This window comes from Nitrosomonas mobilis (assembly GCF_900103035.1).
Classification (GTDB): Bacteria; Pseudomonadota; Gammaproteobacteria; order Burkholderiales; family Nitrosomonadaceae; genus Nitrosomonas; species Nitrosomonas mobilis.
Genome location: NZ_FMWO01000023.1, coordinates 1 through 26348 on the forward strand (window position 1 = coordinate 1; position 26348 = coordinate 26348).

Below are 26348 nucleotides of genomic sequence, written 5' to 3' on the forward strand. Positions count from 1 at the left end.
CGAAAACATTCGTTCTCAAAGATCATGTCGACGGCCATACCCCGCGCCCAATTCCATCAAAAGAACCTGTGCCAACCAGCTCAACACGCAGTGGTTGAAAATCAGCCCCACAATGAATGGCACCGACCGGAAGAAACCACCCTGTATCGGTTGGTGCAAGAGTACATCGGAACTTTCTTTGCACAGGTTGAGACGGAAAGCCGGTTCAGGGTTGCCCGACTTTGTTAAAGACGAATTTGAGGCATTGCTTGAATGTGGCTTCTGGCCCATGGGTTCTTACGCCTGCGTTATACAACAAGCTGCGCCCACGCCCACGGCTTTAGCCTGCATGCCTCTGGGTGCGTTGCGCCATGAATCAGCGCAAGGAACGGAAGCACCTGTGACGTTACATTACGCGACCGGCAATTGCCAATGAGCGGCTGGCCGCGGCAGTTCTCAGGCCAAGGCTCAGCCTCATTCGTTTCCATGGCGTGCTCGTGCCCAACGCGCAGCTTCGTTCTGAGATTATTCTCGACAGCAGGAAAAACAAAAGTGATCCATCCTGCACGAATGATGCTGTGCCACCTTCCTCGGCTTCCGTGCGTATCAGTTGGGCGCCTTTGCTCAAGCGGGTGTTCGATGTTGACATTGAGCATTGCCCGCATTGCGTGGGAACTCTAAAAATCATCGCCGCCTGGAGCACCTGCGCAAATCTTTGATCCGTTCGAGCCGACCTGATCCCATGCTCGCTCCTATCAGTTCCTTTCATCACTGGGCTGACCTTTGCCTTGGGTGTTTTTCACGAAAATAGCAAAAAAAGTCTAAAATCAACACTTTTTGCTGCTGATCAAAAAAAAATTTAAGAATTTCGGGTGGCTTCCTGGTCAGGTTGGCGACCAAATCTTTCCCAGTATGCTTGGTTCTTATGAAAAAGAGCGCTTATTTTTCCTATATCCGTACCCTGGCGATAGGTTCTTTAACGATTACAAAACACTCAGAAGACCCTTACAATCATCGTTTGTATTTCCATGTGCGATACGTTGTACGTTACCACTCCCACTGAGCGTGGAAGTATCCAGCGAGGCTCCAAACGTGAATGTTTCACCAGTAGCTGATGTATATACTATAGAAACCTGGAAATTATTTGTTGCAGGATTAAATACTGCACCCCCTCTGGCGGGATAGGTAAAACCGTTAAACCGTGATACAGCCTTGCCATCGAGCGTATAAGCATTCTGGTTGGGTAAGTATTGCAGTTCAAAATCAAAGATTACATTTTCTGAGCAGCCCATACCATTCCAATCAAATGACATTGATTCCGCTTTACTATAGCTTATAAACCCAAACGTAATGCTTAAAGCAGCAAATACTATTACTGTTTTTCTTACTGTTTTTCTCATTTCACCGCATCCTTACATTAAAATTAAAAGCAAATAATATATTAAGGGCATCTCTAAAAAATCGATTAGTCAGAAAAAACAACTGTAGCTAATTGATTTGTTCGTACCGTAATTGCTGAAAATTGAATTATTAAGAATAGACTTCACTCTATAAGTTATTTAAGATAAATAATAACTCTTTCACTTTACAAAAAATTTTGTTCTGTGGCTATAAGCAATTTGCCTATTTTTTATAAAGACAAGAGATCAATAAGGTCATAGCAGACTCAATTTGTATTTCTGACTTTCGCTGAAGACCTATCACCGCCACGCGACTTTGGTTTGGCAGGTCTTTGCGTTAAATTTTCAACCTGCTGAAATTGTTCATTGCCTAACCACTCATGCTTTATTCGTTGCCATCCTAATTGCCTCGATCGTTCTATCTGGTACAGATGTTCAAATAAATGTCTCGCCGCTGGAATTCATGCTGCGACTGGCCGCGTTAGTCCCAAGGCCCAACCTCATTCGTTTCCATGCCATGCTCGCGCCCAACGCGAAGCTTCGTTTTGAGATTATTCTCGGCAGCAGGAAAACAAAAGTAATCCATCCTGCAGGAATGATACTGTGCCACTTTCCTCGGCTTCCGTGCGTATCAGTTGGGCGCGTTTACTCAAGCGGGTGTTCGATGTTGACATTGAGCATTGCCCGCATTGCAGGGGAACCCTGAAAATCATCGCCGCCATCCTGGAATCTGGCTCAACCACTAAAATCCTTGACCATTCTGGCTTGTCCTCCCAAGCGTAGCCTGGAACACCTGCGCAAATTTTTGATCCGTTCGAGTCAACCTGATCCCGTACTCACTCCTATCAGTTCTCTCCATTGCTGGGCTGATCTTTACCCTGGGGTGTCTTTCACGCAAATAGCGAAAAAGAGCCTCAGGCCAACACTTTTTGCTGCTGATCAAAAACAAATTTAAGAATTTCGAGTGACGTCCCGGTCAGGTTGACGACCAAACTCTTTCCCGGTACATTTGGTTTTTATGAAAAAGGGCGTTTATTTTTCCTATACCTCTACCAAATGTCCTTTTAAGGCGGTTGCCGCGGTACTTGTGGTTTCCATCGTGATGATGGGCTGACTAGCGGTTGGCCAATTCTATCAAGGTAGCGGGTTTGCGTGATCCTTTTTGGGGACGCGGTTCACAAGGTTCGGCAACTCGATATCGGCGTGTTTGCATTGGCTGTAGTTGTAAAGGATGACGATTCCGAGGCGCTCTACCGGCACCATGGCTTTATGAAGCTGGAAAGCAGAGATGGCGATAACCGAACGCTGGTGCTTCCCTTCGCTGACACGTAATCCCCGAAAACTGCTGCAACGATTCTATTAGAGTGATCAACCCAATGGACCAGTACATACAGGCGATTGTCGCAATGCTTGCGATCGCCAACCCACTTTCTGCAGTTCCTGTGTTCCTGCAAGCGGTCGATGGTCTCGACAGGACGCAGCGACGGAAATCCGCTTCACTAGCGGCGATTTCTGTTTTCACAATCCTGTTCGCCGCCGCCGTAGCGGGGAACTGGGTACTAGACATTTTCGGTATTTCCATCTCCGCGTTTCGTTGTGGTGGAGGATTGGTGATCTTGCTGATGGGGCTGACGATGCTGCAAGGCCGCACTTCGAGAGTCCAGCAGGAGTCACTCACTCAAAACGAACGTCGAAGCAAGATTTTTGTGCCCATAGCCATGCCGCTCGTTGCCGGGCCCGGAGCGATCACCACCGTGATCACCATTGCGCTTGCCGAGCCCTATTGGAAGAACCTGTCTGTCGCTTTGACGGCGATCGTGGTCCTGGCGATGGTACTCTGGGTCGTGCTCTTGTTGTCGCAAGGCGTCCAAGGACTGCTTGGCCCTCTTGGTCAGAAAATATTACTGCGTTTTTTTGGTTTGATCCTGGTCGCCATCGGTGTACAGTTCATCCTGGTAGGTGCGTATGAGTTTTTCACCGATGCGATAGCTCAGCAAGCACTTCGATAGCAAAATCGCTCTCAATAGTTTGACCTAAGCGATAAGCGGCTATGCCAGGATGCCCGTCGTGTGTTTGTTTGAATCGAAGGTAACCCAGCGGTGCAGCGTTTGTTGACCGGTACACAGTGTTTACTGAAAATTGACCAGCCGCTGTTAATTTGCACAGTAGGCAGATTGCGCAGCATCGGGATTAAACTAGATAGTGTAGTCATGAAATAAGAAATATAAGATTCTTTTAAGAAATTAAAGGGGTTCGCATGACACAACCACATCACAGACATAATATTTCGGTCGCTACTTGAAAAGCATTCACCAGGTAGAGAAGGGACATGGGGAGGAATAGCCACAGATAATCGTCAGTTTATCAATGCTGTTTTCTGGATTATGCAAACAGGAGCCCCATGGAGGGATTTGCCGCCGGCTTACGGGGGGTGGAGCAATACCCACCGCCGCTTATATTCGCTGGCGTGACAAGGGTATCTGGGAAGAATTTCTGGAAATCCTTATTGATGATCCGGATTATGAATGGCTGATGGTTGATGCCAGTCACTGCAAGGTTCACCCACATGCCAGCGGGGCCAGAGGTGGTAATCAGGATATGAATCGGACAAAAGGGGCTCAACACCAAGATATATCTGGCCGTGGATGCGCATGGTATGCCGGTCAGAATCCTTGTTACACAAGGTACCACTGCTGATTGCACGCAAGTTGGCCGCCTGATCGAAGGGTTGATGCAGATCATCTACTGGCAGATCGCGGCTATGACAGTGATGCCATTCATTATTGAACAGACGGAAAAACAGGGAATAGGCGTTGTTATTCCTCTAAAGAAGAACCGGAAGACGCAAAGACATTATGATCAGCGCTGTATAAACTTAGGCATCTTGTCGAAAATGCTTTTTTTCATCTCAAAAAGTGGCGTTGCTACAAGATACGCCAAAAATACCTCTTCTTTTCTTGCCACCGTACAAATTAGATGTATCGCTCTCTGGGTGGGTATCTTGTGACTGCACTATCTAATACCGGCGTTCTATTCAATTACTAAAACAGCAGGAAGAATAAGTGGGAGCGCTGGACGGTTACGCTTTACCGTCTCAATTTCCAGTTCCGATTGAATCGACCTTTGGTACGATACGTCATCGGACAAAACGATCAAAAGGATGCCTGACCCGTGAAAGCATGCTGCACATGATATTCAAACTATCGGAATGTGCGGAAAAAAAACTGGCGAAAGCAACGTGGATTTGAACACCTTGCCAAAGTCATTACGGGAGTGAAATTTAAAGATGGAATCGAGGTGACAGCAGACAATCAGGCCACCGCTTGATTAAATGGCTAAACACCAGATTTGACAATAACTCGAAAACTGAAACACTCAAGGCATGTGCCGTGGGGATAAGCCATGTAGCACTAGAGGTTGGAGATATTGATGAAGCGTTGGCAGAACCGCGTGCAAAAAATATGACGCCAGAATAAAATTGATGGGAAGCTTTTATGAATGAATCAATGAATCAATGAATCAATGAATCAATGAATCAATGAATCAATGAATCAATGAATCAATGAATCAATGAATCAATGAATCAATGAATAGCTATATTTTCAGTGACTCAACTACCGTCTGGTTGATTTTTACCTTACGGTCTTGTGACACAGGCTAAAAGACCAATATCTACGTTGGCTATCCGCGATAGCTCAAGAAAATTAATAACTTATTAAGAAGAAAAAATTTCTTCCAAAAAATTCGCAATCGAACGATACGCTCGGTTCGCCGCCACTTCCTTGTATACCGTGCCGAAGCCGGGATTATTGGCTTTAGGGTTGGTGAAAGCGTGCATCGTGCCGCCATACACATGCACCTGCCAATCCACTTGGGCTTGGGTCATTTCGGTTTCAAATGCGAACACTTGTTCCGGCGGCACCATCGGGTCGTCGTGGCCGTGCAGACAGAGCACCTTTGCAGTAATTTTTGTATTGGCGACATTGCCGGGCACGAAAATACCGTGGACACTAATCACGCCTTGTACATCCGCACCTGAGCGTGCCAGCTCCAATACGCACATGCCGCCAAAACAATAACCCATCGCAGCAATTCTTGAGGTATCGACTTGCGGCAGCTGCTGCACGGCTTGCAGGGCAGCAGTAATTCTGCGCCGCAGCAGGGCGCGATCCTGGGCAAACGGCGCCATCAACGCGCCGTTCTTTTCTGCGTTGCCATCGGCACCGAATATGCCTTTGCCGTACATATCCAGCGCAAAACCCACATAGCCCATGTCGGCGATTCTTTCCGCTCCTTTACACGCCATTTCGCGTCGTCCGCTCCAATCATGCGCAACCAATACAGCAGGCTTTTGTTTGTCGGTTTCATGATAGGCCAGATACCCTTCCAGACTTGTGTTTCCATCCTGATAATCGATCATTTTTGTAATCATATTGTCGCCTTTACTTGAAAGCAGTGATAATCTCACTGTATCGTGTTAATGCATATCCGTGAAAATTGAACTAGAAGGCTCGATCATGACTCATACATTCAAATCATTATTAACCGGTATTTCCGCGTTTGTTCTGTGCGTAGCGTCTACTCATATATTAGCGCAGGAGTTTCTCTCGCAAAAAGTTTTACCATTGGAATTATCAACCCAGGCGGCGATGGCGGCAATCAAAAAATGTCACGACGATGGATTCAAGGTTAGCGTGGCCATTGTCGATCAATCCGGTTTACTCAAGGTGCAATTAAAAGCCGATGGCGCCGGGCCGCATACGCTCGACAGCAGCCGCCGCAAGGCCTACACTGCCAACAGCTTGCGCGATTCGACGCATAAATTTGCCATGCTGGTGACGCAAAAGCCGGAATTGCAAGGCTTGGCACGGATGAACGAAAACATTCTGTTATTGGGCGGTGGTTTTCCAGTCAGGATCGGCGGTGAGGTAGTAGGCGGCATCGGCGTTGGCGGCGCGCCAGGAATTGAATATGATGAAGTCTGCGCCAGCGCGGCCCTGAAAGTTTTAAAAGCGGACGACACGTTTGAGAAGAAGTGATTATTCTCCCCGCATCAGGGCGACATATGCGATGAACACTCCCTCCAGAAACAGACATGGATTGAGTGGATGACGTGACAGTTGTTGTTTAGTATTGAGCTCTCGCATAAAAGTCACGCACGCACGCAAATTGATCTGTTCGCTTAACGCCTGAATAGCCGGTAACTGGTTCAAATAGTAGCGGATTTCCCCCATGGTGCGATATCTGACCAGCAGGCAGATTCGTTTGCTGCAACGTTCCGGCCAACGACAATGGTTCCAGTTGCCTGGGATTGGCAGCCTGGGATTGGCAATGTGCTGGATGAATTGCTCGCAGTGCGCCGCATATTCTCCCTTATCCAACAGCAATGCGGATAAGGACGCATAAACTGTGGCTGCGTATGGTCGACAGCAAACGCTGCGTCTGGGCATGACCAGGATGAACAACACATTTTCCGGCGGATCTTCAAGTTTTTTCAGCAATACATTGGCTGAGGCGGCATTCATCGCTGCCGTCGGATAGATCAGAATAATCTTGTAACCAATTTGATGGCTCGTCAGATAAACAAAATCGGAGAGTTTACGGATCTGCTCGATACTGATTTGCTGGCGGACACTTTTTTGCCTGCCGCGCTACCGGATTTTTCTTCACCTTCCTCTTTCTCGCTTCCTCCCGACATGACAGCAAGTGCCTCCGGTATCACCGGGATAAAAATTAGGATGACTGTTTTGCTCAAACCAACCACAACTCAAACATTCCCCACAAGCCTTGCGATCAGTCCTTGGTACGATACAGAGCAATGATTTCGCCAATTGGTGCGCAAAATCATATTTGCCGATGCCAGGTTTATCTTTGAGCAACAACATGCCTCAGGAATTGTCGGCTGTGCGTCAATTTCTGCCAAATGTCCTGTTGTCAGCTTTAAATATCATCCATAATTCAACAGAGGCTGCAACGTCTGTTCAACTGCGGCCTTGACTCCCGCTAAGGATTGGCTGTTGTCGATGATTCTGATACGGTCAGGAAACTACTTTGCTCTCTCCAGATACGTGTTGCGCACACACGCTGAAAAAAATCAGCTTGTTCTTGCCCAAAACGATCCCTATTCTTGATTTGACTAACGCGCTCTTGCCTAACTTCTACTTTCTACTGGCACGTCGAAAAAAGCGTCAAGTCAGGTTGCAATCCACCTTACACCCATTGTTCCAAGATAGCCAGTTTATCGCTATCCAAGCCCCTGCTACCGCCCTGATAAGCAAAGCTGACATCAGTGAATCGATCCGAGACCACCCATTGAACTTGTGCAAGGGCGGGCAGAATGATTTTATCTAAATGCTTACGCCGCGCAGCGAACATCAGCAATGCTTCGGTTTCCGCATGCATGGCCATGGTCTTGTCCAGCGGCATTGCACGCAACTGTTCACCTAAAGCTATCCCGCCGGAGCAACTGCGCAAATCTTTGATCCAATAGAATCAACCTGATCCCGTGCTCACTCCTATCAGTTCTTTTCATTACTGGGCTGGCCTTTACCCTTGGATGTCTTTCACGCAAATAGCGAAAAAGAGCCTCAAGCCAACATTTTTTGCTGCTGATCAAAAACAAATTTAAGAGTTCCGGGTGACTGTCCCGGTCAGTTTGACGACCAAACCGTTTCCCGGTACATTGGGCTTTTATGAAAAAGGGCGCTTGTTTTTCCTGTACCCCCGTTTGCTAATAAGGTTGACTGGAAAACGCCACGCCAGAAGGTTAAGCAGGACAATGATCTGAAGGCAGGTCGCCATGTGAAACAGACCTGTCAAAAAAACACTAAACGCTGACAGGTCTGTTTGTTGAGCGAGACGGCTCAAGCCAGCCCCGCATCCTCAACCTGTTTTGCCTGGACCGCTGTAAGTGCGATGGTAAACACAATATCATCTACTAACGCCCCCCTCGAGAGATCGTTAACCGGTTTTCTTAGGCCCTGAAGCATGGGGCCAATACTCACCACGTTAGCGCTACGCTGAACCGCCTTGTAGGTGGTGTTTCCGGTGTTGAGATCCGGGAAGATGAACACTGTCGCCTTACCTGCAACCTTGCTATTAGGAGCTTTGCTCCGCGCCACGCTTTCGATGGCTGCAGCGTCGTATTGCAGCGGGCCATCAATAAGCAGGTCTGGCCTGCGTTCGCGGGCTATTCTGGTAGCCTCTCGCACCTTTTCCACATCGTGCCCGCTGCCGGACTCGCCGGTGCTGTAGCTGATCATGGCAACTACCGGTTTCACACCAAAGGCTTCTGCAGATTCCGCGCTCTGGATAGCGATATCGGCCAGTTCCTCTGCGTTGGGGTCTGGATTGATCGCGCAGTCACCGTAAACCAGTACCTGTTGTGGCAATAGCATGAAGAAAACTGACGACACTACCCGGGCGTGGTCATGAGTCTTGATCAGCTGCAGGGCAGGGCGCACGGTGTTTGCGGTGGTGTGGATGGCGCCTGAAACAAGACCGTCGGCTTCATCCAGAGCGACCATCATGGTGCCCAGAACTACATTGTCCTCAAGCATCGCTTCGGCCATATCCGGGGTGAGCCCTTTGTGTTTACGCAGTTCAACCATGGGAGCGATGTAGTTTTTGCGTACCTGACTCGGATCAATGATCTCAATATCTTCGGGCAGCTCAAAGCCTTGCGAGACTGCAACATCCCGAATTTCCGCTTCGTTGCCAATAAGGGCACAACGTGCAAGCTTACGTTGGTGGCAAATGATTGCAGCCTGAACCGTGCGTGGTTCGCTGCCTTCTGGTAGTACGATGCGTTTGTCTGCTGCCCGGGCGCGCTCAGATAATTGATAGCGGAATGCCGGGGGGGACAGTCGGCTCTGAACTTCAACACGCAGGTGCTCCTGCAGCCAGTCGGTGTCAATCTTTGTTGCTACGGCTTCCATCGCTTTCTCGATCCGGTCGGGGTCGTCGGTGGGAATTGCGTTGGAGAGATTCGCCAGCATGTGGGCGGTTTCGTACGTGTTGGCGGGTGAACTCAGCACCGGCAAGCCTGTATGCAGCGCACGGGAGCAAAGATCGATAACCCGTTGATCAGGCATAAGTCCGCCGGTCAGCATGAGACCCGCCAAGGGAACACCATTCAACGCCGCAACGGCCGTTGTCACAATGATATCTTCGCGATCGCCAGGAGTCACCATCAGGGTGCCTGGGCCCAGAGTTTCCGTCATATTTCGGATGGAGCGGGCGCAGACAGAAACCCTTTGAACTCGGCGAGTGTACATCTGGCCTTCATACAGCACTGGAACATTAAGTTCCCGGGCAATATCAGACACGCGCGGCGCCAGCAAATCAGACTGCCACGGAATTTCGCCGAGCAAGTGGAAGCGACCATTCCGGAACACCTTGCAGCTATTGCGGTAGTCCGGGGTTTCCCCGTCGGTCTGGCTGATATTGCTGTAGGGTTCCATTCCCGAACGCTCGGGTTCACCGAGCTTGTTGAGAATAACGGCAATCGCATCCTGAGCTGAAACATCAGAAAACAGACGTGCAGAGAAATCCAGTTCTTCATCCAGCTCGCCGGGGGTGCTCTTGCCCGGTGTACTGAGCAGCACCACATCAGAACCGAGATTGCGCGCCACTTCTACGTTAAGGCGAGCTATGTATGCTTCGCGGCGATCTGGAACAAGGCCTTCAATGATCACAACATCTACATCTTTCGCGATTTTCTGGTACTCGCCCACCACTGATTCCATCAGCAGGTCGGATTTGCCGCGGTTCAGTAAGTGCTGAGCCTTCTTGAGGGGAATCGGATCGGGCGGCTGCAGGTGGCTACGCGAACGGGCAAACGTTACGGATGAGTCTTTGCCATCGTTATGTACAGACTTGCTTTGGTTCGCCGACGGACAAAAGGGCTTGTAGAATCCGACGCTTATACCTACACGCTCCATGGCACGTAAAAGGCCTAGGCAAACAGACGTGAGCCCTGAATCCATTGATGTAGGTGCAATAAACAGACTTTTAGCCATATAAAGAGGTTCCGGTAGTTTTGGTGACAGACTCTGGTGGTAAAGCAGGCAGGCAGTCCAGCAGATCTATTTTAAAAACTGGCAGCCAGGCGTGCAGCCTCGCGTGCGATTACAAGTTCTTCGTTAGTCGAGATGACCAGGATTGGGAATCGTGAACTGGCATCTTCTATTCTGCCACCGCTGTGACGGCCGTTGTGCTCATTCTTGTCCGCATCCAGATCAAACCCGAGCAGTTTCAGATGACCCGCTGTTTTCTGCCTTACTCGACTGCTGTTTTCTCCGATACCGCCGGTGAAGACCAGTGCATCAAGGTGATTCAGCGAAGCCATCATGGCACCAACATACTTTGCCAGACGGAAGGAGAATATCTCGATCGCAAGCGCTGAAGGCTCGTGCCCTTGGTCGGCCAATTCACACAGGGTACGCATATCGTTGGTTTTTCCGGAGATTCCCAGAAGCCCACTATTTTGGTTAAGTTCCTTATGAACCTCGGCCAACTGCATGCCACGGGAGCTTAGGTAGTCAAAAAGCCCTGGGTCAATATCACCACTGCGGGTTCCCATTACCAGCCCTTCCAGCGGCGTTAGCCCCATGCTGGTGTCCACGCTTGAGCCGTTCTTGATTGCCGTAATACTGCACCCATTGCCCAGGTGAGCTGAAATGATCGAGGTGGTTGCAAGGGCTTTACCAAGTAGGCGAGCGGTTTCATTGGCCATGAAAAAATGGCTGGTTCCGTGGAACCCATAGCGTCTTACACTCCAGTCCCGGTAGTAGGACTCTGGCAGTGCATAAAGGTACGCGTGGGGTGCAAGAGTTTGGTGGTAAGCGGTATCAAACACGGCGACTTGTGGAATTTCGGGAAACTGTTCCCGGGTGGCTTTAATACCGGCAAGATTGACCGGGTTATGAAGAGGAGCCAAGCCTGCGCAGTCGTTAATAATCTCCATCACATCGTTGTTTATCAGAACGGCTTCGCGGAAGGCTTCTCCACCATGCACCACACGATGTCCGATAGATGTAGGGGCTGCGGGCATAAATTGATGCTCACGGAATGCGGAAACCAGTGCGATGAGTGCCTGCTTGTGATTGGCCCTGGCCGGTAATTCTACGATGCGGTCGTCGCCATTAATTCGTGCAAATGCTTCCTGCTCATTAAGGCGCTCTGCTATCGCGGATACGAGCTTTTCTTCATTTTCGTCGAATAAGGCAAGTTTCAGCGATGAACTGCCGCAGTTAACGACAAGAATAGATTGTTTCATGTTCCCAGAATTCCGTGAGTGTCAGGTTGGTGTGCGGTGATTGACTTTCAGCCATTCGATAAACTCTCCGGCAGGAAGTGGGTCTGTGATCCCTCCTCAACGCCTTCCGCTATGGTGATCAGGCTCAGGCTGTGTGCCATGTTGATTATCGCACACCCAAAGGAGGCTCCCCCTTGGGTCTTCGTTACATCGTTGATGAACGTGCGGTCGATTTTGAGGGTATCGTATCGAAAGGGTAGCTCTTTAGGTAGCCGAGAGCTGGTTAGCCAGTACCGAAATCATCTACTGAGAGGCGAATGCCCGCCCGATCCAGCCCCCTGAGAATTTCTGCTGTTTCGATTGAATTGTCGAGCAGCAGGCGCTTGGCAATTTCCAGCTCTAGTAACTGGAGGTTCAGGTTGTTATTGGACAGCGCGCGCATCATGGCGTTGATAAATCCGGGGTCCCGGAACTGCCGTGGCGACATGTTGACAGATATGCCAATGTCTCGGCCGATGATTGCTTTTCACCCGGTAGCTGCCTGGCGGGCTTGCTCAAGCACCCATTCGCCAATAGCGATGATAAGTCCGGTTTCCCCGCACTCGATCCAGACGGTTGCCGGGTCGTGGGGCGGGGCTGGCGGTCAGCCCTGCCGCTCGCGGATGTTGTCGCGGATCAGCGCCTTGACCAGCGAAATCATCATGAACACCATGACGATCGCGAACGGCAGCGCGCCGATGATCATCGCATCCTGTAGTGCTCCGAACGGGCTGGCTTTGGTGCCGCTGTTACCGGCCACGATCAGCACGCCGATCACCGCCGTCAGGATCAGGCCCCAGATGATCCGGTGCTTGATACCGGTTTCCTGATCGCCGCCGGACATGATGGTGTTCATTACCAGGATGCCGGAATCGGCTGAGGTGACCAGGAACGTCATGATCAGTACCACCGACATGATGGTGATCGCCGACAGAAACCCGCCCGAGATCATCTGTTCTAGGGTCGCAAACAGCTTGGCGGTGTTGCTGGCGCCGATCAGCGAGCCCGCGGCCCCGCCGTTCAACTCCAGATCAATCGCCGTGGCACCAAGGATCGTCATCCACAGGAAACAGACGATCGCCGGGGCGATTACGCAGCCAACGATAAATTCGCGCACCGTTCGGCCCTTGGAGATCCGTGCCAGGAACAGGCCGACGAACGGCGAGAATGCGATCCACCAGGCCCAGTAGAACGTGGTCCATGATGCCTGCCAGCCAAACTGGCGGCCCTGTTCGCCTGCCGCATAGAGTGCTTCGGCGTCCAGCGCGGCGGCGGTTGCGGGCAGGCTCTCGGTGAAGCCGGCGAACGAGCCGTAGGCCGCTGTCGCCGAGGTATAGAGCGTGCCGGCATCCTCGACCGGAAGGGCGCGCGCAGCCTCGGGCAGCGCGGCGGCAAAGGCCTCGCGCGATTGCGGTGCGTATGCGCCGAACGACAATTGCACGAAATGGAAAATGTAATCGACCAGGCCAGCGCCGAATTTCGTCATCGCAAAGAAAAACGAGCCGAAGAGCACGAATGTCAGCCACAAGATCACCGACAGCACCAGATTGAGGTTCGACAGATACTTGATCCCGCGCCCGACGCCCGACACCGCCGATAGGATTGACAGGCCCATGATGACGAACAGCGCCGCGATCAGGCCGACGGTGCTGGGCTTGGGCGCCTCGATATCGCCGTTCATCAGCCAGCTGGCATCGGTGACGGCATAGACACCGTCGACGAACTGGCTCACCCCGAAGCCGATGGTGACCGAGACGCCCAGAATGGTGGCGACGACGCCCAGCACATCGACCAGGTGGCCAACGGGTCCGTTAGTGGCCTTGCCCAGCAGCGGCGTCAGCGCCGAGCGGATCGTCAGCGGCATGTCGCGGGTATAGGCGTAGTAGGCCAGGCACAGGCCGGTCACCACGTAGATCGCCCAGGCGTGAAAACCGTAGTGCAGGAAGGTGTAGCGATAGGCCGACTGGACCGCTTCTGCCGAATTCGGCGCGACCTCGCCTGCGATGATCACCGGGTTCGAGCCCCACAGCCCCAGTGGCTCGGCGGTGGCGAACACCATCAGCCCGACGCCCAGACCGGCACCGAACATCATTGAAAACCACGAAAAATTTGAAAACTCCGGCTTGGTGTCGGCCTTGCCGAGTTTTTTTCGGCCGGTCGCTGGCAGGATCGCCAGGACGAACAGGAAAAACGCGAATGTCCCGACCGAAACGACGTAGAAGGTATTGAATCCATCAAGCAGATGGCCATTCACCGACGCCAGTATGCGACTGGCATTGCCGGGCCAGATCAGCGCCCAGATTACCAGCAGTACCATGATCGTCTTGCTGATCACCACGATGGGAAGGCTATAGCCCTCGTAGAAACCCGATGGAGACTTTGCGATCTCCACTTCGGTGAATGGTGGTTTGATACCCATGTCATCCCTGTTGTTGTCGTTCCTGTTCGTTCAAGTTCCCGCGTGCGGATGTCACCGACGATACCGGCTTGTCTGGATTTCACCTAGTCGTTGTCCGACACTCCGGCGCCCACTCTCGACTGTCGCGATTGTTCTGTCGCGCGGGCGTAGGTGCGGTGGACGAATATTCTCAGTTGCGCCCAGACCGCGGCGGCGATCTTGCCGCGTGGCGCCGGTGGTTAGTTCCCTGACCAAGGTCTACTTGCCACCAGATACGATGCCACTTTAGACTAGTACTTCGTCAATTCAGCGTTAACACCGCCGTTTAGAGTAAACGCACACACAGGCAACGAGCTTATGCCGCTACGCGAAGGGTTTACTTGTTAAAGTGGTTTGCGTGAAAGCGTAGATGCTCATCGATAAAACTGGAGATAAAATAGTAGCTGTGGTCATAACCCTCGTGACGACGTAACTGCAGCGGGTAACCGCTGTCTGTTGCGGCTGCTTCCAGCCGTTCCGGCTGCAACTGCTCGGTCAAAAATCTGTCAGCTTCACCTTGGTCTACCAACGCAGGCACTGGCTGCGTTGCCTCACGCATCAGTAGGCTGGCATCGTAGTCGCGCCAGCTGTGGGTATCCTCACCCAGGTAGGCGGTAAAAGCCTTTTTCCCCCAGGGGCAGTTCATCGGGTTACTGATCGGACTGAAAGCCGATACCGAGCAGTATCGCTGCGGGTTGCGCAAGGCGATGACCAGAGCCCCGTGACCACCCATGGAGTGACCAGCGATAGCCCGCTGGTCGTTTACCGGGAAGTTTGCCTCTATCAAAGCCGGCAGTTCGTTAACCACATAATTGTACATCTGGTAGTGACTGCTCCACGGGGCTTCGGTCGCGTTGACAAAGAAGCCTGCACCCTGGCCTAGATCGTAACTTTCATCGTCTGCCACGTCTTCGCCGCGAGGGCTGGTATCCGGCGCCACAATGGCGACCCCCAATTCAGCGGCAGCGCGGTGAGCGCCCGCCTTTTGCATAAAATTCTCGTCCGTACAAGTCAAACCAGACAACCAGTACAGCACCGGTACCTTCTGTCCGTTGGCTGCCTGGGGCGGGAGGTAAATGGCAAAGCGCATGGTGCAGCTCAGCGTTTCGGCGTAGTGGTTGTATTGCTTGTGCCAGCCTGCAAAACTCTTGTTGCTGCTCAGATTTTCAATACTCATGCAAGGGCTCCTATGGAATATTAATTTTGCATCGCTGCCAGTCTTAACAGACCGGCAATGTCTCTTACGCGACTACGCTGCAGGTTCTCACAAACAGTAGTTCTGCCCGTGTCTGATTCGCAGCGCAGTGTTACGGTTATTTATCGAAGTGGATGACAGTGCGAATGCTCTTGCCTTCATGCATCAAATCAAAGGCTGTATTGATATTGTCAAGCCCCATAGTATGGGTGATGAAGTCATCCAGTTTGAATTCACCTTGTAGATAGCGCTCGACGTAACCCGGTAGCTCGGAGCGGCCTTTCACGCCGCCGAAGGCTGAACCGCGCCATACCCGGCCGGTTACCAGCTGGAATGGACGGGTGGAGATCTCTTGGCCGGCACCGGCGACACCGATCACCACCGACTCGCCCCACCCTTTGTGGCAGCATTCCAGCGCCGAGCGCATGATATTGACATTGCCAACGCATTCGAAGGAATAATCAACGCCGCCATCGGTCAATTCGACGATGACATCTTGGATCGGCTTGTCGCCATAGTCCTTCGGGTTAATACAGTCGGTGGCCCCCAGCTTACGTGCCAGGTCAAATTTACTCTCGTTAATGTCGATGCCAATGATACGGCTGGCTTTTGCCATCGTGGCACCGATAACGGCCGACAAGCCGATACCGCCCAAGCCGAAGATAGCAACGGTGGCGCCCGCTTCCACCTTGGCTGTGTTCATTACCGCACCCATGCCAGTGGTCACACCGCAACCCAGCAGGCACACTTCTTTCAACGAGGCTTGCTTGTTAACCTTTGCCAGCGCAATTTCCGGCACTACGGTGTACTCGGAGAAGGTCGAGCAGCCCATGTAATGATAAATGGGCTTGCCGTCCTTATAAAAACGGGTGGTGCCGTCGGGCATCAGGCCCTTACCCTGGGTTGCACGAATTTTCTGACAGAGGTTGGTTTTGCCGGATTTGCAAAACTTACACTCGCCACACTCAGGCGTGTACAGCGGAATTACATGGTCGCCTACGGCGACGCTGGTCACGCCTTCACCCAGCTGTTCGACAATAGCGCCGCCTTCGTGGCCCAGAATAACTGGAAAAATACCTTCCGGATCGTCGCCGGACAGAGTGAAGGCATCGGTATGACAGACGCCGCTGGCGACGACACGCAACAGTACTTCACCGGCTTTTGGTGGCATCACGTCAACTTCTTCAATAGACAAAGGCTGGCCAGGACCCCACGCTACCGCGGCTTTGGATTTGATCATTTGTGTCATGAGAATTGCTCCTGTGGTGTGGTCGAGTTTAGTCGGCAATGACGCCGCGTTGGTACGTTTTCAGAGTTTTATTGGGATGCGAAGTTACTTCATGACTCTCCTTACTGCCGCGGCGGTTGTAGCTGCTGAGTCCTGCCTGCTGTTTGTCCAGTTTAGTCTGGCAAATAATACAGAACCGCACGCCGACAATCGCTTTGCGACGTACCTCCGGTATTGCGTTTCCACATTTTTCACAATGCAGTAAGCTTGCGCCGATGGGTATCTGGCTATGAGCCGCCGTTACAGCATCACCCACTCTGACATCATCCATTATACTCATGACCTCCTTGAAGATAATGGGTGTAGGTAAAATCAGCCACCTTTCCCATGAAGATTGAATGTAATGAATATTGGCCCGGCTGTTAAACGCAGTGATAATTGATCGAAAAATGACTGTATTCCGATTCAGTTAACAAAAAACTGAACCACTATCGGCTACACTTAATTTCTAATAGTTGAATCTTGCGTTCCTTGAATTAACAAAAATTCAGCTTTACTACGCCCATGTGTTGGACAAACCCTGGCCGGGAGCCGAGTTGACCAAAGCGTCCAAGGCGTCGTGTCTGCCGGATATTGTGACGGTAGCGCAGAGGCAGCAGATTATTAACGCGACGCGGGTACTTCAGCTACCGGGTGTTCTTTTTTACTCTGCACAGCATTGGCTTGCGCCTTGGGGAAGGATTGCAGCTGCAGGTGGGCGATCTCGATGCACAACGGATGCGAGTGCTTGTCCGTGATGCCAAGGGCAATCGGGACCGGCTTGTGCCGCTGCTCGCTCACACGTCGGAAGTGTTGCGCGAGCTCTGGAAAGAACATCACAACTCAGTGCTGTTGTTTCCCAGCCGCCAAAAAGGCCCCGTAGACGCAGTCAGCGCCGCGACGCAGATTGGTTAAAAAAGAATCACGCCGCATTGCCTGAGGCACAGCTACGCCACCCACCCGATGGAAGCGGATGTTGACCTGCTCGAAGTGCAAAAAATCCCAATCCTCAATCCTTTTGCTTGCGTTCATACCAGACGACCGCTTCACGCATATCGGGCGCAACTTCAGGATGAAAGTAAAATGTTTGCACAACTCACGGTTCAGTTTCAGCTTTATTTCTTCCCAGCTAACCGGTTTCACCGCACCGGGATTCAAGTTGCGCGAACCGGCGCTCTGTGATTTGAAACCACGCCTCATCAACATGCTCCGCGTTGAATTCCATATTCCCGATCTTGACTGATTGTAGCAGCTCGAGGCCCGGCAAGAGAAGTCGAGATTTTGAGAGCGAAAACATCCGTTCTCAAAGATCATGTCGACGGCCGTACCCCGCGCTCAATTCCACTAAAAGAGCCTGCGCCAACCAGCTCAACACGCAGCGGTTGAAAATCAGCTCCACAATGAACGGCATCGACCGGAAGAAACCACCCTGTATCGGTTGTGCAAGAACACATCGGAACTTTCTTTGCACAGGTTGAGACGGAAGCCGGTTCAGGGTTGCCTGACTTTGTTAAAGACGAATTTGAGGCATTGCTTGAATGTGGCTTCTGACCCATGGGTTTTTACACCTGCGTTGTACAAACTGCGCCCATGAAATTCTTGACCATCCTGGCTTGTCCTCTCGAGCGCCGCCTGGAGCACCTGTGCAAATCTTTGATCCGTTCGAGCTAACCTGATCCCGTGCTCGCTCCTATCAGTTCTCTTCATCAGAGGGCTGATCTTTACCCTGGGGTGTCTTTCACGCAAATAGCGAAAAAGAGCTCCAAACCAACACTGTTTGCTACTGATCAAAAACAAATTTAAGAATTTCGAGTGACTTCCCGGTCAGGTTGGCGACCAAACCGTTTCCCGGTACATTTGGTTCTTATGAAAAAAGGCGTTTATTTTTCCTATACCCACTTTGCGTCTAATAATAAATATTAAAAATGTAGGGTCATTGCAGAGATTGACAGGGCTGAGGCAACTGCATCTGCGGAACAACGAGATTGCCCTGCAACAGCCGCTGCTCGACCTGTCTCAGCTTGAGTCGCTGAATATTAAGTACAATGTGCCGCTGAGCTGCGAATCAGTCAAGGAGCTATTGGCAGTGTTTGGTACCGACGTCGTGCAGTTTGAAGACTGCGACGGCGATCCCTGGCACTCTATATCTATTTTTCATAGATATACGATAGCGCTTGTAGGCCACGCCACCGATTGATTCAATAATATTGTGCGCCGGCGTTGTCCTGCTATTAAATTGGATTCAAGTACAATAGTCCCTCGATTAGTATGATTGAATGTGACTAACCAGGAGCTGAACATGATCGTTGAACAAATCTGGACTGGCAACGCCTACCGTAATTTTAACTATCTTGTCGCCTGCGAAGAAACCGGCGAGGCACTGGCCATTGACCCGCTGGACCACCGCAAGTGTCTTGCAGTCGCCAACAAACATGGCTGGACGATTACCCAAATTCTCAATACTCACGAGCATGGTGACCACACCGGCGGTAATGAGCCGATGATTGCCGCCACCGGCGCCAAACTGCTTGCCCACCACAACGCGAAAAACACCATTGCCGGAATCGATATCGGTCTGGATGCAGGCGCTGTAATAGCTGTGGGGCGCAGCGTTGAACTGCTTGCGCTCGACACCCCGGGCCACACGATGATGCATATTTGTTTACTGTCGAAAACCGATGAACCGGCACTGTTTTGCGGAGATACATTGTTCAATGCCGGGGCTGGTAATTGTCATAACGGCGGACATCCAAAGGAATTGTACGAGACGTTTGCAACCCAGCTGGCAGGTTTGGAGGACAATACGCGCATCTATCCAGGCCACGATTATATTGTCAATAACCTGGAATTCACATTGAATCGTGAGCCGGACAATGCCGCAGCAAAGGCGCTACTTAGCGATGTGAAACAACAGGATCCGGCACACGCGCTGGTAACAACTATGGCGCAGGAGAAAGAAATTAATACTTTTTTCCGGCTGCGCAGTCCGTCAGTTATTGCCACGCTGCGCAAAGAGTTTCCGGATATCGGCGACCGGCCTGATCCTGAAACCGTATTTTTGAAGCTGCGTGAGTTAAGAAATAGTTGGTGAGACGGTCGAGAGCTTGTCATGCATATTTGCTAAACTACCGTCTCGGCAAAGGCGCGAATGAACTTTACCATTGCCTGCAGGCCGTTGTCGCGGGTTGGGTTCAGGTGTTGCAGCAGATCAAGGCTGGAAAAATATTTCTCGATACCAAAGTCGAGCACCTGCTGTGCGGTTTTGCCATTGAATGCGCTCAATACCACACCGAGTAAACCGCGCACGATGTGAGCATCGCTCATCGCTCATCGCTCATCGCTCATCGCTGTCCACATCGAAGTGCAGGCGGCCTTGGTTATTCCCGGCATGCATCCACACCTGGCTTTGACAACCTTTGATTAGGTGCTCTTCGATTTTATACTATTACAGGTGATTCGCCGTTTCGGTTCGGCTGCTAATCTCAATATTCATCTGCATTGTCTCGTGCTTGACGACGTATACCATGTCCAGAATAGTGCGACGGAATTCCACGGTGCACTTATAGAGGAGGAGGGGATGACCTGCCTGGCCGAGATGGGAACGGATGCAGCGTTGGCACCACTGCAATCGGCGACTGGCCGCGTTAGTCCCAAGGCCCAACCTCATTCGTTTCCATGCCATGCTCGCGCCCAACGCGAAGCTTCGTTCTGAGATTATTCTCGGCAGCAGGAAAACAAAAGTAATCCATCCTGCAGGAATGATGCTGTGCCACTTTCCTCGGCTTCCGTGCGTATCAGTTGGGCGCGTTTACTCAAGCGGGTGTTCGATGTTGACATTGAGCATTGCCCGCATTGCAGGGGAACCCTGAAAATCATCGCCGCCATCCTGGAATCTGGCTCAATCACTAAAATCCTTGACCATTCTGGCTTGTCCTCCCGACCGCCGCATGGAGCACCTGCGCAAATCTTTGATCCATTCGAGCCAACCTGATCCCGTACTCACTCCTATCAGTTCTCTCCATTTCTGGGCTGATCTTTACCCTGGGGTGTCTTTCACGCAAATAGCGAAAAAGAGCCTCAGGCCAACACTTTTTGCTGCTGATCAAAAACAAATTTAAGAATTTCGAGTGACGTCCCGGTCAGGTTGACGACCAAACTCTTTCCCGGTACATTTGGTTTTTATGAAAAAGGGCGTTTATTTTTCTTATACTCCCAAAAACTTCTATTTTTAAAAATGCGTACATATAAAGAGCTTACTTGCCAACCATCTCAATTGAGAATACAGCCTCGCTCATTTTTAACCCACAATTATATTCAACATGAAAATTATTAAAACGATTACATCCGCAGCTATTTTAATGTTTGTAGGAGGGGTTGCCCAGGCGACTACATTGAAAGTGGATATTAGTGATTCCGTCGCAGATGTCGCATCAGGTTACGCAGGATTTGTTTTTTCAAATAACACAGTTCCTGGTTCACGTAATTACAGCGTCGGGGATGCAGGCTATGTGGGAGGATCCATTGATACAGGAAGCGGCATTATGGTAACACTGGCAAGTTCCGAATCAGCATACCGATTGGTTGACCGGGGAGGAGATAACTTCTTGAGGGATTATGGGTCCATTGACGGTGCTTTGAATAAAGCTCAAGATGTTGTCCTGAGTGGACTTGCTTTCGTTTCGGCCACATTTACCGCCTCGCTGAATGACTTGGGCAATCAATTTGGGGTTATCGATGTGCAACTGAGTGTAGATGGCGGCACATCTTTCACCAATGTTCTCGATGATGTCACTTACGGCAGCACGGGCAACGGCTATACGATTAATTTTACCTCCAACGGTAGCGATGATGTGATCATCCGCTACACTGCGGGAGGTAACGTTTTCGGAAATACTACAGGCACAACTGATAACATCAGACGCAATAGGCTGGTTACATTTAATGGTTTTGATCTCACGGCTAATTCTGTTTCAGAGCCATCCTCCACAGCCCTTCTCGGACTCGGTGGACTTGCTCTGTTCTTGCGCCGCCGCGCACGTAAATTATAATAACCTCCTACCCTAGGGCCAGGGATGAGGTCGCAAAACAAGGAAGCCTGAAAATCGGATTTGGATTGGGCTGGGCAAAATCCCATTCCTTTCATTCGGGGCAAACTCCTGTCATGAAATATCACCGGCAGCTCATAGCTCATGAATGTGACCTTGTACGATAAAATAAATATTGCGAAAGTTGTAAACGTGGAAGTGGTAAGTCTGCAGGATGCACCGAAAGGCTATACCGAATATTAAATGAGCGCAAACGATCTTTGTGTTTATACAGATCACAGGTAACAATCAGTCCATCCGCTTGGGTACGTTGCAGTAACGCCTGTATTTTTTGTTCAATTGTTTCTGCGCGACCAATCGTTGCCATACGTAAAAACTCATTAACTGTCTGCTCTTCATGGGACTGTCAGAGGTCTTGCATATTCTGAACTGGTAGGACGTATCAGTAGCCTTTGCCTACGAATCAAGATAAATTGCGGGGAAGGTTGTGGTGGGTAACCTTTCTGCATGCGCATCGGTACCCGCTATAACTAAGACACTCCAAATACTAGCCTCAGGTCAGCCATTGAAAGGACCGGTGGCCTGGATTGGACCGATCGTCATGAACACCGAGGCAGAATTGCGACAAGCCTTCCAAGACTACCGGAACAGCACATTTACGAAGCACTAAGGAGACCCGATATGCCAGAACCTACTATCGCCGCCAAAAATCCAGTCAAAGTCGAACTCGAAAAAGGTAAGGAGTACTACTGGTGTGCCTGCGGACGGTCCGCTAGCCAGCCGTTTTGCGATGGTTCTCATCGGGGCACTCCTTTTACGCCCAAAGCCTTCGTGGCTGAGGAAGAAGGCGAGGCCTATCTCTGCCAGTGCAAACACACAAAAAATGCTCCCTTTTGCGATGGGTCGCACGCCAAACTCGGCGCCCCCGCCAGCTCAGCGACCCCGGCCAACTCCAGCGGCGGCATGCCGGAACCCGCTCCGACCCCCGAGGAACCGAAAGTCGTAGAAATCCACAACCTGGCGAAATACGGTCTGAGTCAGACTGGGCATCACGGGCCCGTGGATGCCATGGGGGTACCCCGGGACCAACTTCCCCACTGGGATGATATCCAGATACTGGCCGCTCAGTTTGCCAAGCGTCCTCAGGCCGATAACGCCGATGTAGGAACCGAGTTGGTGATCGGCCCAAAGGCCAAGAAGCCGCTCACCTTAAAAATCCCGCTTTTTGTCTCCGACATGAGCTTCGGAGCCCTTTCCGAGGAAGCCAAGACCGCCATGGCCCGAGGAGCCGAATTGGCGGGTACGGGGATCTGTTCGGGCGAAGGAGGCATGCTGCCCGAAGAGCAACAAGAAAACTCTCGCTACTTCTACGAACTCGCCTCGGCTAAATTCGGCTTCGAAGAATCGCTCTTGACCCGAGTTCAAGCCTTCCACTTCAAGGGTGGTCAAGGTGCCAAGACCGGGACTGGTGGGCACCTCCCCGGCAACAAGGTGATGGGTAGGATCGCAACCGTCCGTAACTTAGCCGAGGGGACCCCGGCTGTCTCCCCTTCACGTTTTGAAGCCCTGGTGACCGTTGACGACTTTCGTGCCTTCGCCGACAAAGTTCGAATCATCAGTGGCGGGATCCCCGTTGGCATGAAATTGTCGGCCAATCATATTGAGAAGGACATAGCCTTCGCCCTTGAGGTCGGTGTCGACTACATCATTCTGGATGGCCGTGGAGGCGGAACCGGAGCCGCTCCGCTACTCTTTCGAAACCACATCTCGGTGCCTACGCTGCCTGCTCTCGCCAGAGCCCGCCACTTTCTGGACCGCCAAGGCGCCGACCATGTCACTCTGATCATCACCGGCGGATTGCGGGTTGCTCCAGATTTCGTGAAGGCGCTTTGCCTGGGTGCCGACGGGATAGCCTTGGCGAACTCGGCCATGCAATCGATCGGCTGCGTTGGAGCCCGCATGTGTCACACCAATAACTGTCCTGCCGGAGTGGCCACTCAGAAACCGGAATTGAGGGCCCGTCTCAAAGTCCAAGAAGGGGCAGAGCGTCTTCACCGGTTCTTTGACTCGTCAGTGGAACTGATGAAGGTGCTCGCACGAGGGTGTGGATACAACCATCTGAACCAGTTCAATAAAGACGACATCACAAGCTGGAAGAAGGAGAGCGCTGAGTTGACTGGTATCCAGTATGCCGGCTTTGATTCCAACCGCTGAGAGTCATAACATTATCCCAATAAGGACCAAGCCATGGAAAAAATGACTGGCTTCGCCCGCCTCCACGCACTGCTCGTTGACGATGACGAACTGAGCCAAGTATGCCGCGACCTGCCAGAATCTGCGTGCCGCGAGCAGCCGCACAACTACGGCGTACATGTCGTGTCGCTGAGTCTGACGAAAGTCGGCGAAGGCTTGGCCGATCCCAAGCTCGTGCTCGCTTGGTTGCTCGACGCCATCGGCACGCCAATCTGGGCGCTCGGCCTACTAGTTCCAGTGCGCGAATCGCTGGCGATGCTGCCACAGCTGGCGATCTCGGCGCGCATTCGGCGGCTCTCCATTCGCAAGACCGTCTACGTGTTAGGCTGTATCGTCCAGGGTGCCGCGATCATCAGCTTTGGCCTGATGGGGTGGTTTGCACAGATGTTTTCCGGCATCCTCGTCGGGATCTTCGCGGTTGCACTGATCGCGATCTTCGCTCTTGGCCGCAGCCTGTGCTCGATCAGTCACAAGGATCTGCTCGGCAAGACTGTGGACAGGGGCCGACGCGGCTCGGTCAGCGGTACGGCGGGCACCATCGCCGCCGCGGCGACGCTGCTGCTGGCGATCGGGTATGCATTTGGTTGGATTCCGCTCACGGTGCCGGTCGTCGCCGGCATGGTCGTGGTCGGCGGCATTTGTTGGCTGTTGGCCGCGTTCGTCTTCGGATTGCTTCGGGAAGAACCCGGCGCGACCGCAGGCGGCATCGATGGTCTGGCCGCGGTCATCGCGCAACTCGACCTGCTGCGTAGCGATGCACAACTGCGTCGACTCATCGTGACGCGTACATTATTACTGTCGACGGCATTGGCGCCGCCGTTCTATATCGCACTCAGCGGTGATCGTGCAGTCAGCGGCCTCGGCACGCTGGGCTCCTTCATGATCGCGGCGGCGGCGGCGAGTTTGTTCAGTGCCTACGTCTGGGGGCGGTTCTCCGACAGGTCGAGTCGCCTCGTGCTGATGCTTGCGGCGACGCTCGCCGTGCTGGCGAACGGGGTTGCTGCCTTCGTTGCATTGGCGATGCCGTCTGTGCTGGAAGAGGCGTCATTGCTGCCGGCGCTGTTGTTCGTACTTATGATCGCGCACCAGGGCGTGCGGCTCGGGCGTTCGGTGCACGTCGTCGACATGGCAGATCGCGACAACCGGGCAGCGTACACCGCGCTCAGCAATTCAGTGGTCGGTCTGATCCTGCTCGCCGGTGGCGTCTTCGGCGTCATCGCGCAGTGGCTCGGCATCGGCGCTGTACTGACGATCTTTACTTCGATGTCAGCCCTGGCGATATTCGCGGCGGCCGGGTTGGACGATGTTCAGGCGGCTTAGCCCAGCTTTCTCAATCCGTGACTTGCCAACGTGGTCTGGCATTGGGCCGGTTGACCGCTTCGCCTTCCTTGGCAGCTTGCGCGCGTCACTGAATAATCACCAGGAGACTGGGCTAAAGTGTCGCTGACGGAACTGGCGAATGGGGGAGGCTGGTCGTAATCTTGAAGTGCGCCGTCGTCGTCGTCTGCATTGTTGCAGTGTTCCTGATCCTTGTGGTGATCGGATGGTGCTGCAGGTTGCCTTCGCTGGTGGGCCGCACCACCTCCACGATTCTATTGGATACCGCTGATACGCACGCCGGTTCGGAAAGTTCATCATGCCGCTGGTGGAAACGCATCCCGGGTTCCACGGAATCTATCCGTTGCCGGATTCGCGCGATACCTTTGCCGCGCGTGCGCGTTTGGCCGAAATCGCTGAGCGAACGCTGGATTTTCAATATTACATCTAGTAGAACGACATGACGGTACGTTATTGTTCGAGGCTCTACAAGCGTCGGTTTTATATCGCTCGGCTGTCCCAAGGAAACAGTTGATATGGTCCAATAGACCCGGACACTCCAGTTAAGAGAAGATATCTTAATTGGAGGAAAAAATGGAACCGAGGAAACACTATACAAAGGAATTCAAACTGGATGCAATCAGCTTGGTACTGGATGAGGGATTAACGATAGCGGAGGCGGCCAGAAGCTTGGGAATCAGAGCTAACATGCTTGGGCGATAGGTCAGGGAGAATCAGGCGGATACTAATGGTCAGGCATTCCGTGGTAATGGGAAGCTGACACCGGAGCAGGAAGAAATCCGACGACTCAGGATAGAAAACAAGCAATTAAAGCTGGGGCGGCAAATACGAAAGGAGGCGGCGGTCTTTTTCGTGAAAGAAACGAAGTGAAGTATTCGTTTATCACCCAAAAGAAAAAGACCTGCTCGGTCGGTCTGCTGTGCCGGCTATTGGGTGTGAGTCGCAGTGCTTACTATGCCTATGAACAACGCCGCCGCAATGGTCCGGATGATCTACACCACAGGCAACTGCTTGATGCTGTGCAAAATATTGTAAAATCATGCGATTACACCTATGGCAGTCGCAGGATAAAACGAGCGCTAAATACCTTGGGCTATCGGGTTAGTCGCTGGAAGGCGAGAAGACTAATGCAAGAAG

Annotated in this window: 30 protein-coding genes and 5 pseudogenes; 17 read left to right on the plus strand and 18 right to left on the minus strand. The window is 51.9% G+C overall.

Translation table 11 applies throughout. From position 1 onward, the window contains the following. Positions 1-385 precede the first annotated feature (385 nt). From NSMM_RS01545 to NSMM_RS16700, 3 genes are all read right to left on the minus strand, one after another. Positions 386-628 carry a hypothetical protein gene (locus NSMM_RS01545; RefSeq protein ID WP_143001820.1) on the minus strand — a complete coding sequence of 81 codons (243 nt, stop codon included), beginning with the start codon at positions 626-628 and terminating at the stop codon, positions 386-388. Between the two features lie 334 nt (positions 629-962). Beyond that, on the minus strand, positions 963-1379 hold the full coding sequence (locus NSMM_RS01550; protein ID WP_090283948.1) for a hypothetical protein: 417 nt from the start codon (positions 1377-1379) through the stop codon (positions 963-965). Positions 1380-1930: 551 nt separating this feature from the next. Further along, a complete protein-coding gene (locus NSMM_RS16700) occupies positions 1931-2053 on the minus strand; it encodes a hypothetical protein (RefSeq protein ID WP_281200860.1) in 123 nt (40 codons plus the stop codon). 478 nt (positions 2054-2531) lie between these two features. Here NSMM_RS16700 and NSMM_RS15890 point away from each other — a divergent pair, with 478 nt between their 5' ends. The 5 genes and pseudogenes from NSMM_RS15890 to NSMM_RS15895 all read left to right on the plus strand — a co-directional run bounded on the left by NSMM_RS15890 (position 2532) and on the right by NSMM_RS15895 (position 4855). Further along, positions 2532-2711, plus strand: coding sequence for a hypothetical protein (locus NSMM_RS15890; protein WP_090283949.1), 180 nt, complete (start codon positions 2532-2534; stop codon positions 2709-2711). 44 nt (positions 2712-2755) lie between these two features. Next, entirely contained in the window at positions 2756-3388 is a 633-nt protein-coding gene (locus NSMM_RS01560) for a MarC family protein (protein WP_090283951.1), read from the plus strand. 248 nt (positions 3389-3636) lie between these two features. Beyond that, positions 3637-4386 (plus strand): annotated as a pseudogene (locus NSMM_RS01565) (IS5 family transposase). A gap of 100 nt (positions 4387-4486) precedes the next feature. Continuing rightward, positions 4487-4706 (plus strand): annotated as a pseudogene (locus NSMM_RS01570) (IS256 family transposase); the annotation flags it as partial. Next, positions 4703-4855: a VOC family protein gene (locus NSMM_RS15895; protein ID WP_218120957.1), complete on the plus strand. Its 153-nt coding sequence runs from the start codon at positions 4703-4705 to the stop codon at positions 4853-4855. The pseudogene NSMM_RS01570 and the gene NSMM_RS15895, both read left to right, overlap by 4 nt. 239 nt (positions 4856-5094) lie before the next feature. Here NSMM_RS15895 and NSMM_RS01575 read toward each other — a convergent pair whose 3' ends face one another. Further along, positions 5095-5811, minus strand: coding sequence for a dienelactone hydrolase family protein (locus NSMM_RS01575; protein WP_090283952.1), 717 nt, complete (start codon positions 5809-5811; stop codon positions 5095-5097). A gap of 85 nt (positions 5812-5896) precedes the next feature. Here NSMM_RS01575 and NSMM_RS01580 point away from each other — a divergent pair, with 85 nt between their 5' ends. Next, the gene (locus NSMM_RS01580; protein ID WP_090283992.1) at positions 5897-6418 is read left to right on the plus strand and encodes a GlcG/HbpS family heme-binding protein; all 522 of its coding nucleotides are present in this window, start codon (positions 5897-5899) and stop codon (positions 6416-6418) included. Here NSMM_RS01580 and NSMM_RS01585 read toward each other — a convergent pair. The 10 genes and pseudogenes from NSMM_RS01585 to NSMM_RS01630 form a co-directional block, all read right to left on the minus strand. Further along, positions 6419-7264 (minus strand): annotated as a pseudogene (locus NSMM_RS01585) (DNA polymerase III subunit delta'). A 325-nt stretch (positions 7265-7589) separates the two neighbouring features. Beyond that, positions 7590-7853, minus strand: coding sequence for a dTMP kinase (locus tag NSMM_RS16285; RefSeq protein ID WP_245654635.1), 264 nt, complete (start codon positions 7851-7853; stop codon positions 7590-7592). 389 nt (positions 7854-8242) lie between these two features. After that, a complete protein-coding gene (gene pta, locus NSMM_RS01600; RefSeq protein WP_090283958.1) occupies positions 8243-10399 on the minus strand; it encodes a phosphate acetyltransferase in 2157 nt (718 codons plus the stop codon). A 71-nt stretch (positions 10400-10470) separates the two neighbouring features. Next, the gene (locus tag NSMM_RS01605) at positions 10471-11658 is read right to left on the minus strand and encodes an acetate kinase (protein ID WP_090283960.1); all 1188 of its coding nucleotides are present in this window, start codon (positions 11656-11658) and stop codon (positions 10471-10473) included. Positions 11659-11705: 47 nt separating this feature from the next. Next, positions 11706-11879 (minus strand): annotated as a pseudogene (locus NSMM_RS16925) (EAL domain-containing protein); the annotation flags it as partial. A gap of 41 nt (positions 11880-11920) precedes the next feature. Further along, positions 11921-12157, minus strand: coding sequence for an EAL domain-containing protein (locus NSMM_RS16705; protein ID WP_342671771.1), 237 nt, complete (start codon positions 12155-12157; stop codon positions 11921-11923). Between the two features lie 123 nt (positions 12158-12280). Further along, positions 12281-14095 carry a BCCT family transporter gene (locus tag NSMM_RS01615; RefSeq protein WP_090283962.1) on the minus strand — a complete coding sequence of 605 codons (1815 nt, stop codon included), beginning with the start codon at positions 14093-14095 and terminating at the stop codon, positions 12281-12283. A 355-nt stretch (positions 14096-14450) separates the two neighbouring features. Then, on the minus strand, positions 14451-15290 hold the full coding sequence (gene fghA / locus NSMM_RS01620; RefSeq protein ID WP_090283964.1) for an S-formylglutathione hydrolase: 840 nt from the start codon (positions 15288-15290) through the stop codon (positions 14451-14453). A gap of 136 nt (positions 15291-15426) precedes the next feature. Then, complete coding sequence (locus tag NSMM_RS01625; protein WP_090283966.1) at positions 15427-16557, minus strand: S-(hydroxymethyl)glutathione dehydrogenase/class III alcohol dehydrogenase; 1131 nt, start codon at positions 16555-16557, stop codon at positions 15427-15429. Positions 16558-16585: 28 nt separating this feature from the next. Continuing rightward, positions 16586-16876, minus strand: coding sequence for a TraR/DksA family transcriptional regulator (locus tag NSMM_RS01630; protein ID WP_090283968.1), 291 nt, complete (start codon positions 16874-16876; stop codon positions 16586-16588). A gap of 353 nt (positions 16877-17229) precedes the next feature. Between NSMM_RS01630 and NSMM_RS16930 the strand changes: the two genes are divergently transcribed. Further along, entirely contained in the window at positions 17230-17490 is a 261-nt protein-coding gene (locus NSMM_RS16930; protein ID WP_143001823.1) for a tyrosine-type recombinase/integrase, read from the plus strand. Here the strand turns inward: NSMM_RS16930 and NSMM_RS15455 are convergent. After that, the gene (locus NSMM_RS15455; RefSeq protein ID WP_218120965.1) at positions 17419-17781 is read right to left on the minus strand and encodes a hypothetical protein; all 363 of its coding nucleotides are present in this window, start codon (positions 17779-17781) and stop codon (positions 17419-17421) included. The genes NSMM_RS16930 and NSMM_RS15455 overlap by 72 nt on opposite strands. A 730-nt stretch (positions 17782-18511) precedes the next feature. Here NSMM_RS15455 and NSMM_RS01650 point away from each other — a divergent pair. Continuing rightward, positions 18512-18772 (plus strand): leucine-rich repeat domain-containing protein, encoded by a 261-nt coding sequence (locus NSMM_RS01650; protein ID WP_143001824.1) that lies wholly within the window; start codon positions 18512-18514, stop codon positions 18770-18772. A 102-nt stretch (positions 18773-18874) separates the two neighbouring features. Next, positions 18875-19666, plus strand: a complete 792-nt coding sequence (locus NSMM_RS01655) for a hydroxyacylglutathione hydrolase (RefSeq protein WP_090283978.1) — start codon at positions 18875-18877, stop codon at positions 19664-19666. A gap of 29 nt (positions 19667-19695) precedes the next feature. Here the strand turns inward: NSMM_RS01655 and NSMM_RS01660 are convergent, their stop codons facing one another. Continuing rightward, a complete protein-coding gene (locus NSMM_RS01660) occupies positions 19696-19899 on the minus strand; it encodes a SufE family protein (protein WP_090283980.1) in 204 nt (67 codons plus the stop codon). Positions 19900-19909: 10 nt separating this feature from the next. Continuing rightward, positions 19910-19969: a hypothetical protein gene (locus NSMM_RS16935; protein WP_090283994.1), complete on the minus strand. Its 60-nt coding sequence runs from the start codon at positions 19967-19969 to the stop codon at positions 19910-19912. 30 nt (positions 19970-19999) lie between these two features. On the opposite strand from NSMM_RS16935, the gene NSMM_RS01670 reads away from it, so the two are divergent. Continuing rightward, positions 20000-20287, plus strand: a complete 288-nt coding sequence (locus NSMM_RS01670; RefSeq protein WP_090283982.1) for a transposase — start codon at positions 20000-20002, stop codon at positions 20285-20287. A gap of 2 nt (positions 20288-20289) precedes the next feature. Here the strand turns inward: NSMM_RS01670 and NSMM_RS16710 are convergent, their stop codons facing one another. Further along, positions 20290-20412, minus strand: coding sequence for a hypothetical protein (locus tag NSMM_RS16710; RefSeq protein ID WP_281200861.1), 123 nt, complete (start codon positions 20410-20412; stop codon positions 20290-20292). A gap of 482 nt (positions 20413-20894) precedes the next feature. On the opposite strand from NSMM_RS16710, the gene NSMM_RS01680 reads away from it, so the two are divergent. From NSMM_RS01680 to NSMM_RS01710, 7 genes and pseudogenes are all read left to right on the plus strand, one after another. Then, positions 20895-21623: a PEP-CTERM sorting domain-containing protein gene (locus NSMM_RS01680; protein ID WP_090283986.1), complete on the plus strand. Its 729-nt coding sequence runs from the start codon at positions 20895-20897 to the stop codon at positions 21621-21623. Positions 21624-22110: 487 nt separating this feature from the next. Further along, entirely contained in the window at positions 22111-22290 is a 180-nt protein-coding gene (locus tag NSMM_RS16940) for a pirin-like C-terminal cupin domain-containing protein (protein WP_425412345.1), read from the plus strand. A gap of 11 nt (positions 22291-22301) precedes the next feature. Next, on the plus strand, positions 22302-23834 hold the full coding sequence (locus NSMM_RS01695) for a glutamate synthase-related protein (RefSeq protein WP_090283990.1): 1533 nt from the start codon (positions 22302-22304) through the stop codon (positions 23832-23834). Positions 23835-23867: 33 nt separating this feature from the next. After that, positions 23868-25193: an MFS transporter gene (locus NSMM_RS01700; RefSeq protein ID WP_218120960.1), complete on the plus strand. Its 1326-nt coding sequence runs from the start codon at positions 23868-23870 to the stop codon at positions 25191-25193. A 139-nt stretch (positions 25194-25332) separates the two neighbouring features. After that, positions 25333-25482 carry a hypothetical protein gene (locus NSMM_RS15460; RefSeq protein ID WP_176753820.1) on the plus strand — a complete coding sequence of 50 codons (150 nt, stop codon included), beginning with the start codon at positions 25333-25335 and terminating at the stop codon, positions 25480-25482. Positions 25483-25509: 27 nt separating this feature from the next. Continuing rightward, positions 25510-25641, plus strand: a complete 132-nt coding sequence (locus tag NSMM_RS16715) for a hypothetical protein (RefSeq protein ID WP_281200862.1) — start codon at positions 25510-25512, stop codon at positions 25639-25641. 143 nt (positions 25642-25784) lie between these two features. After that, positions 25785-26348: pseudogene (locus NSMM_RS01710) on the plus strand (transposase); the annotation flags it as partial.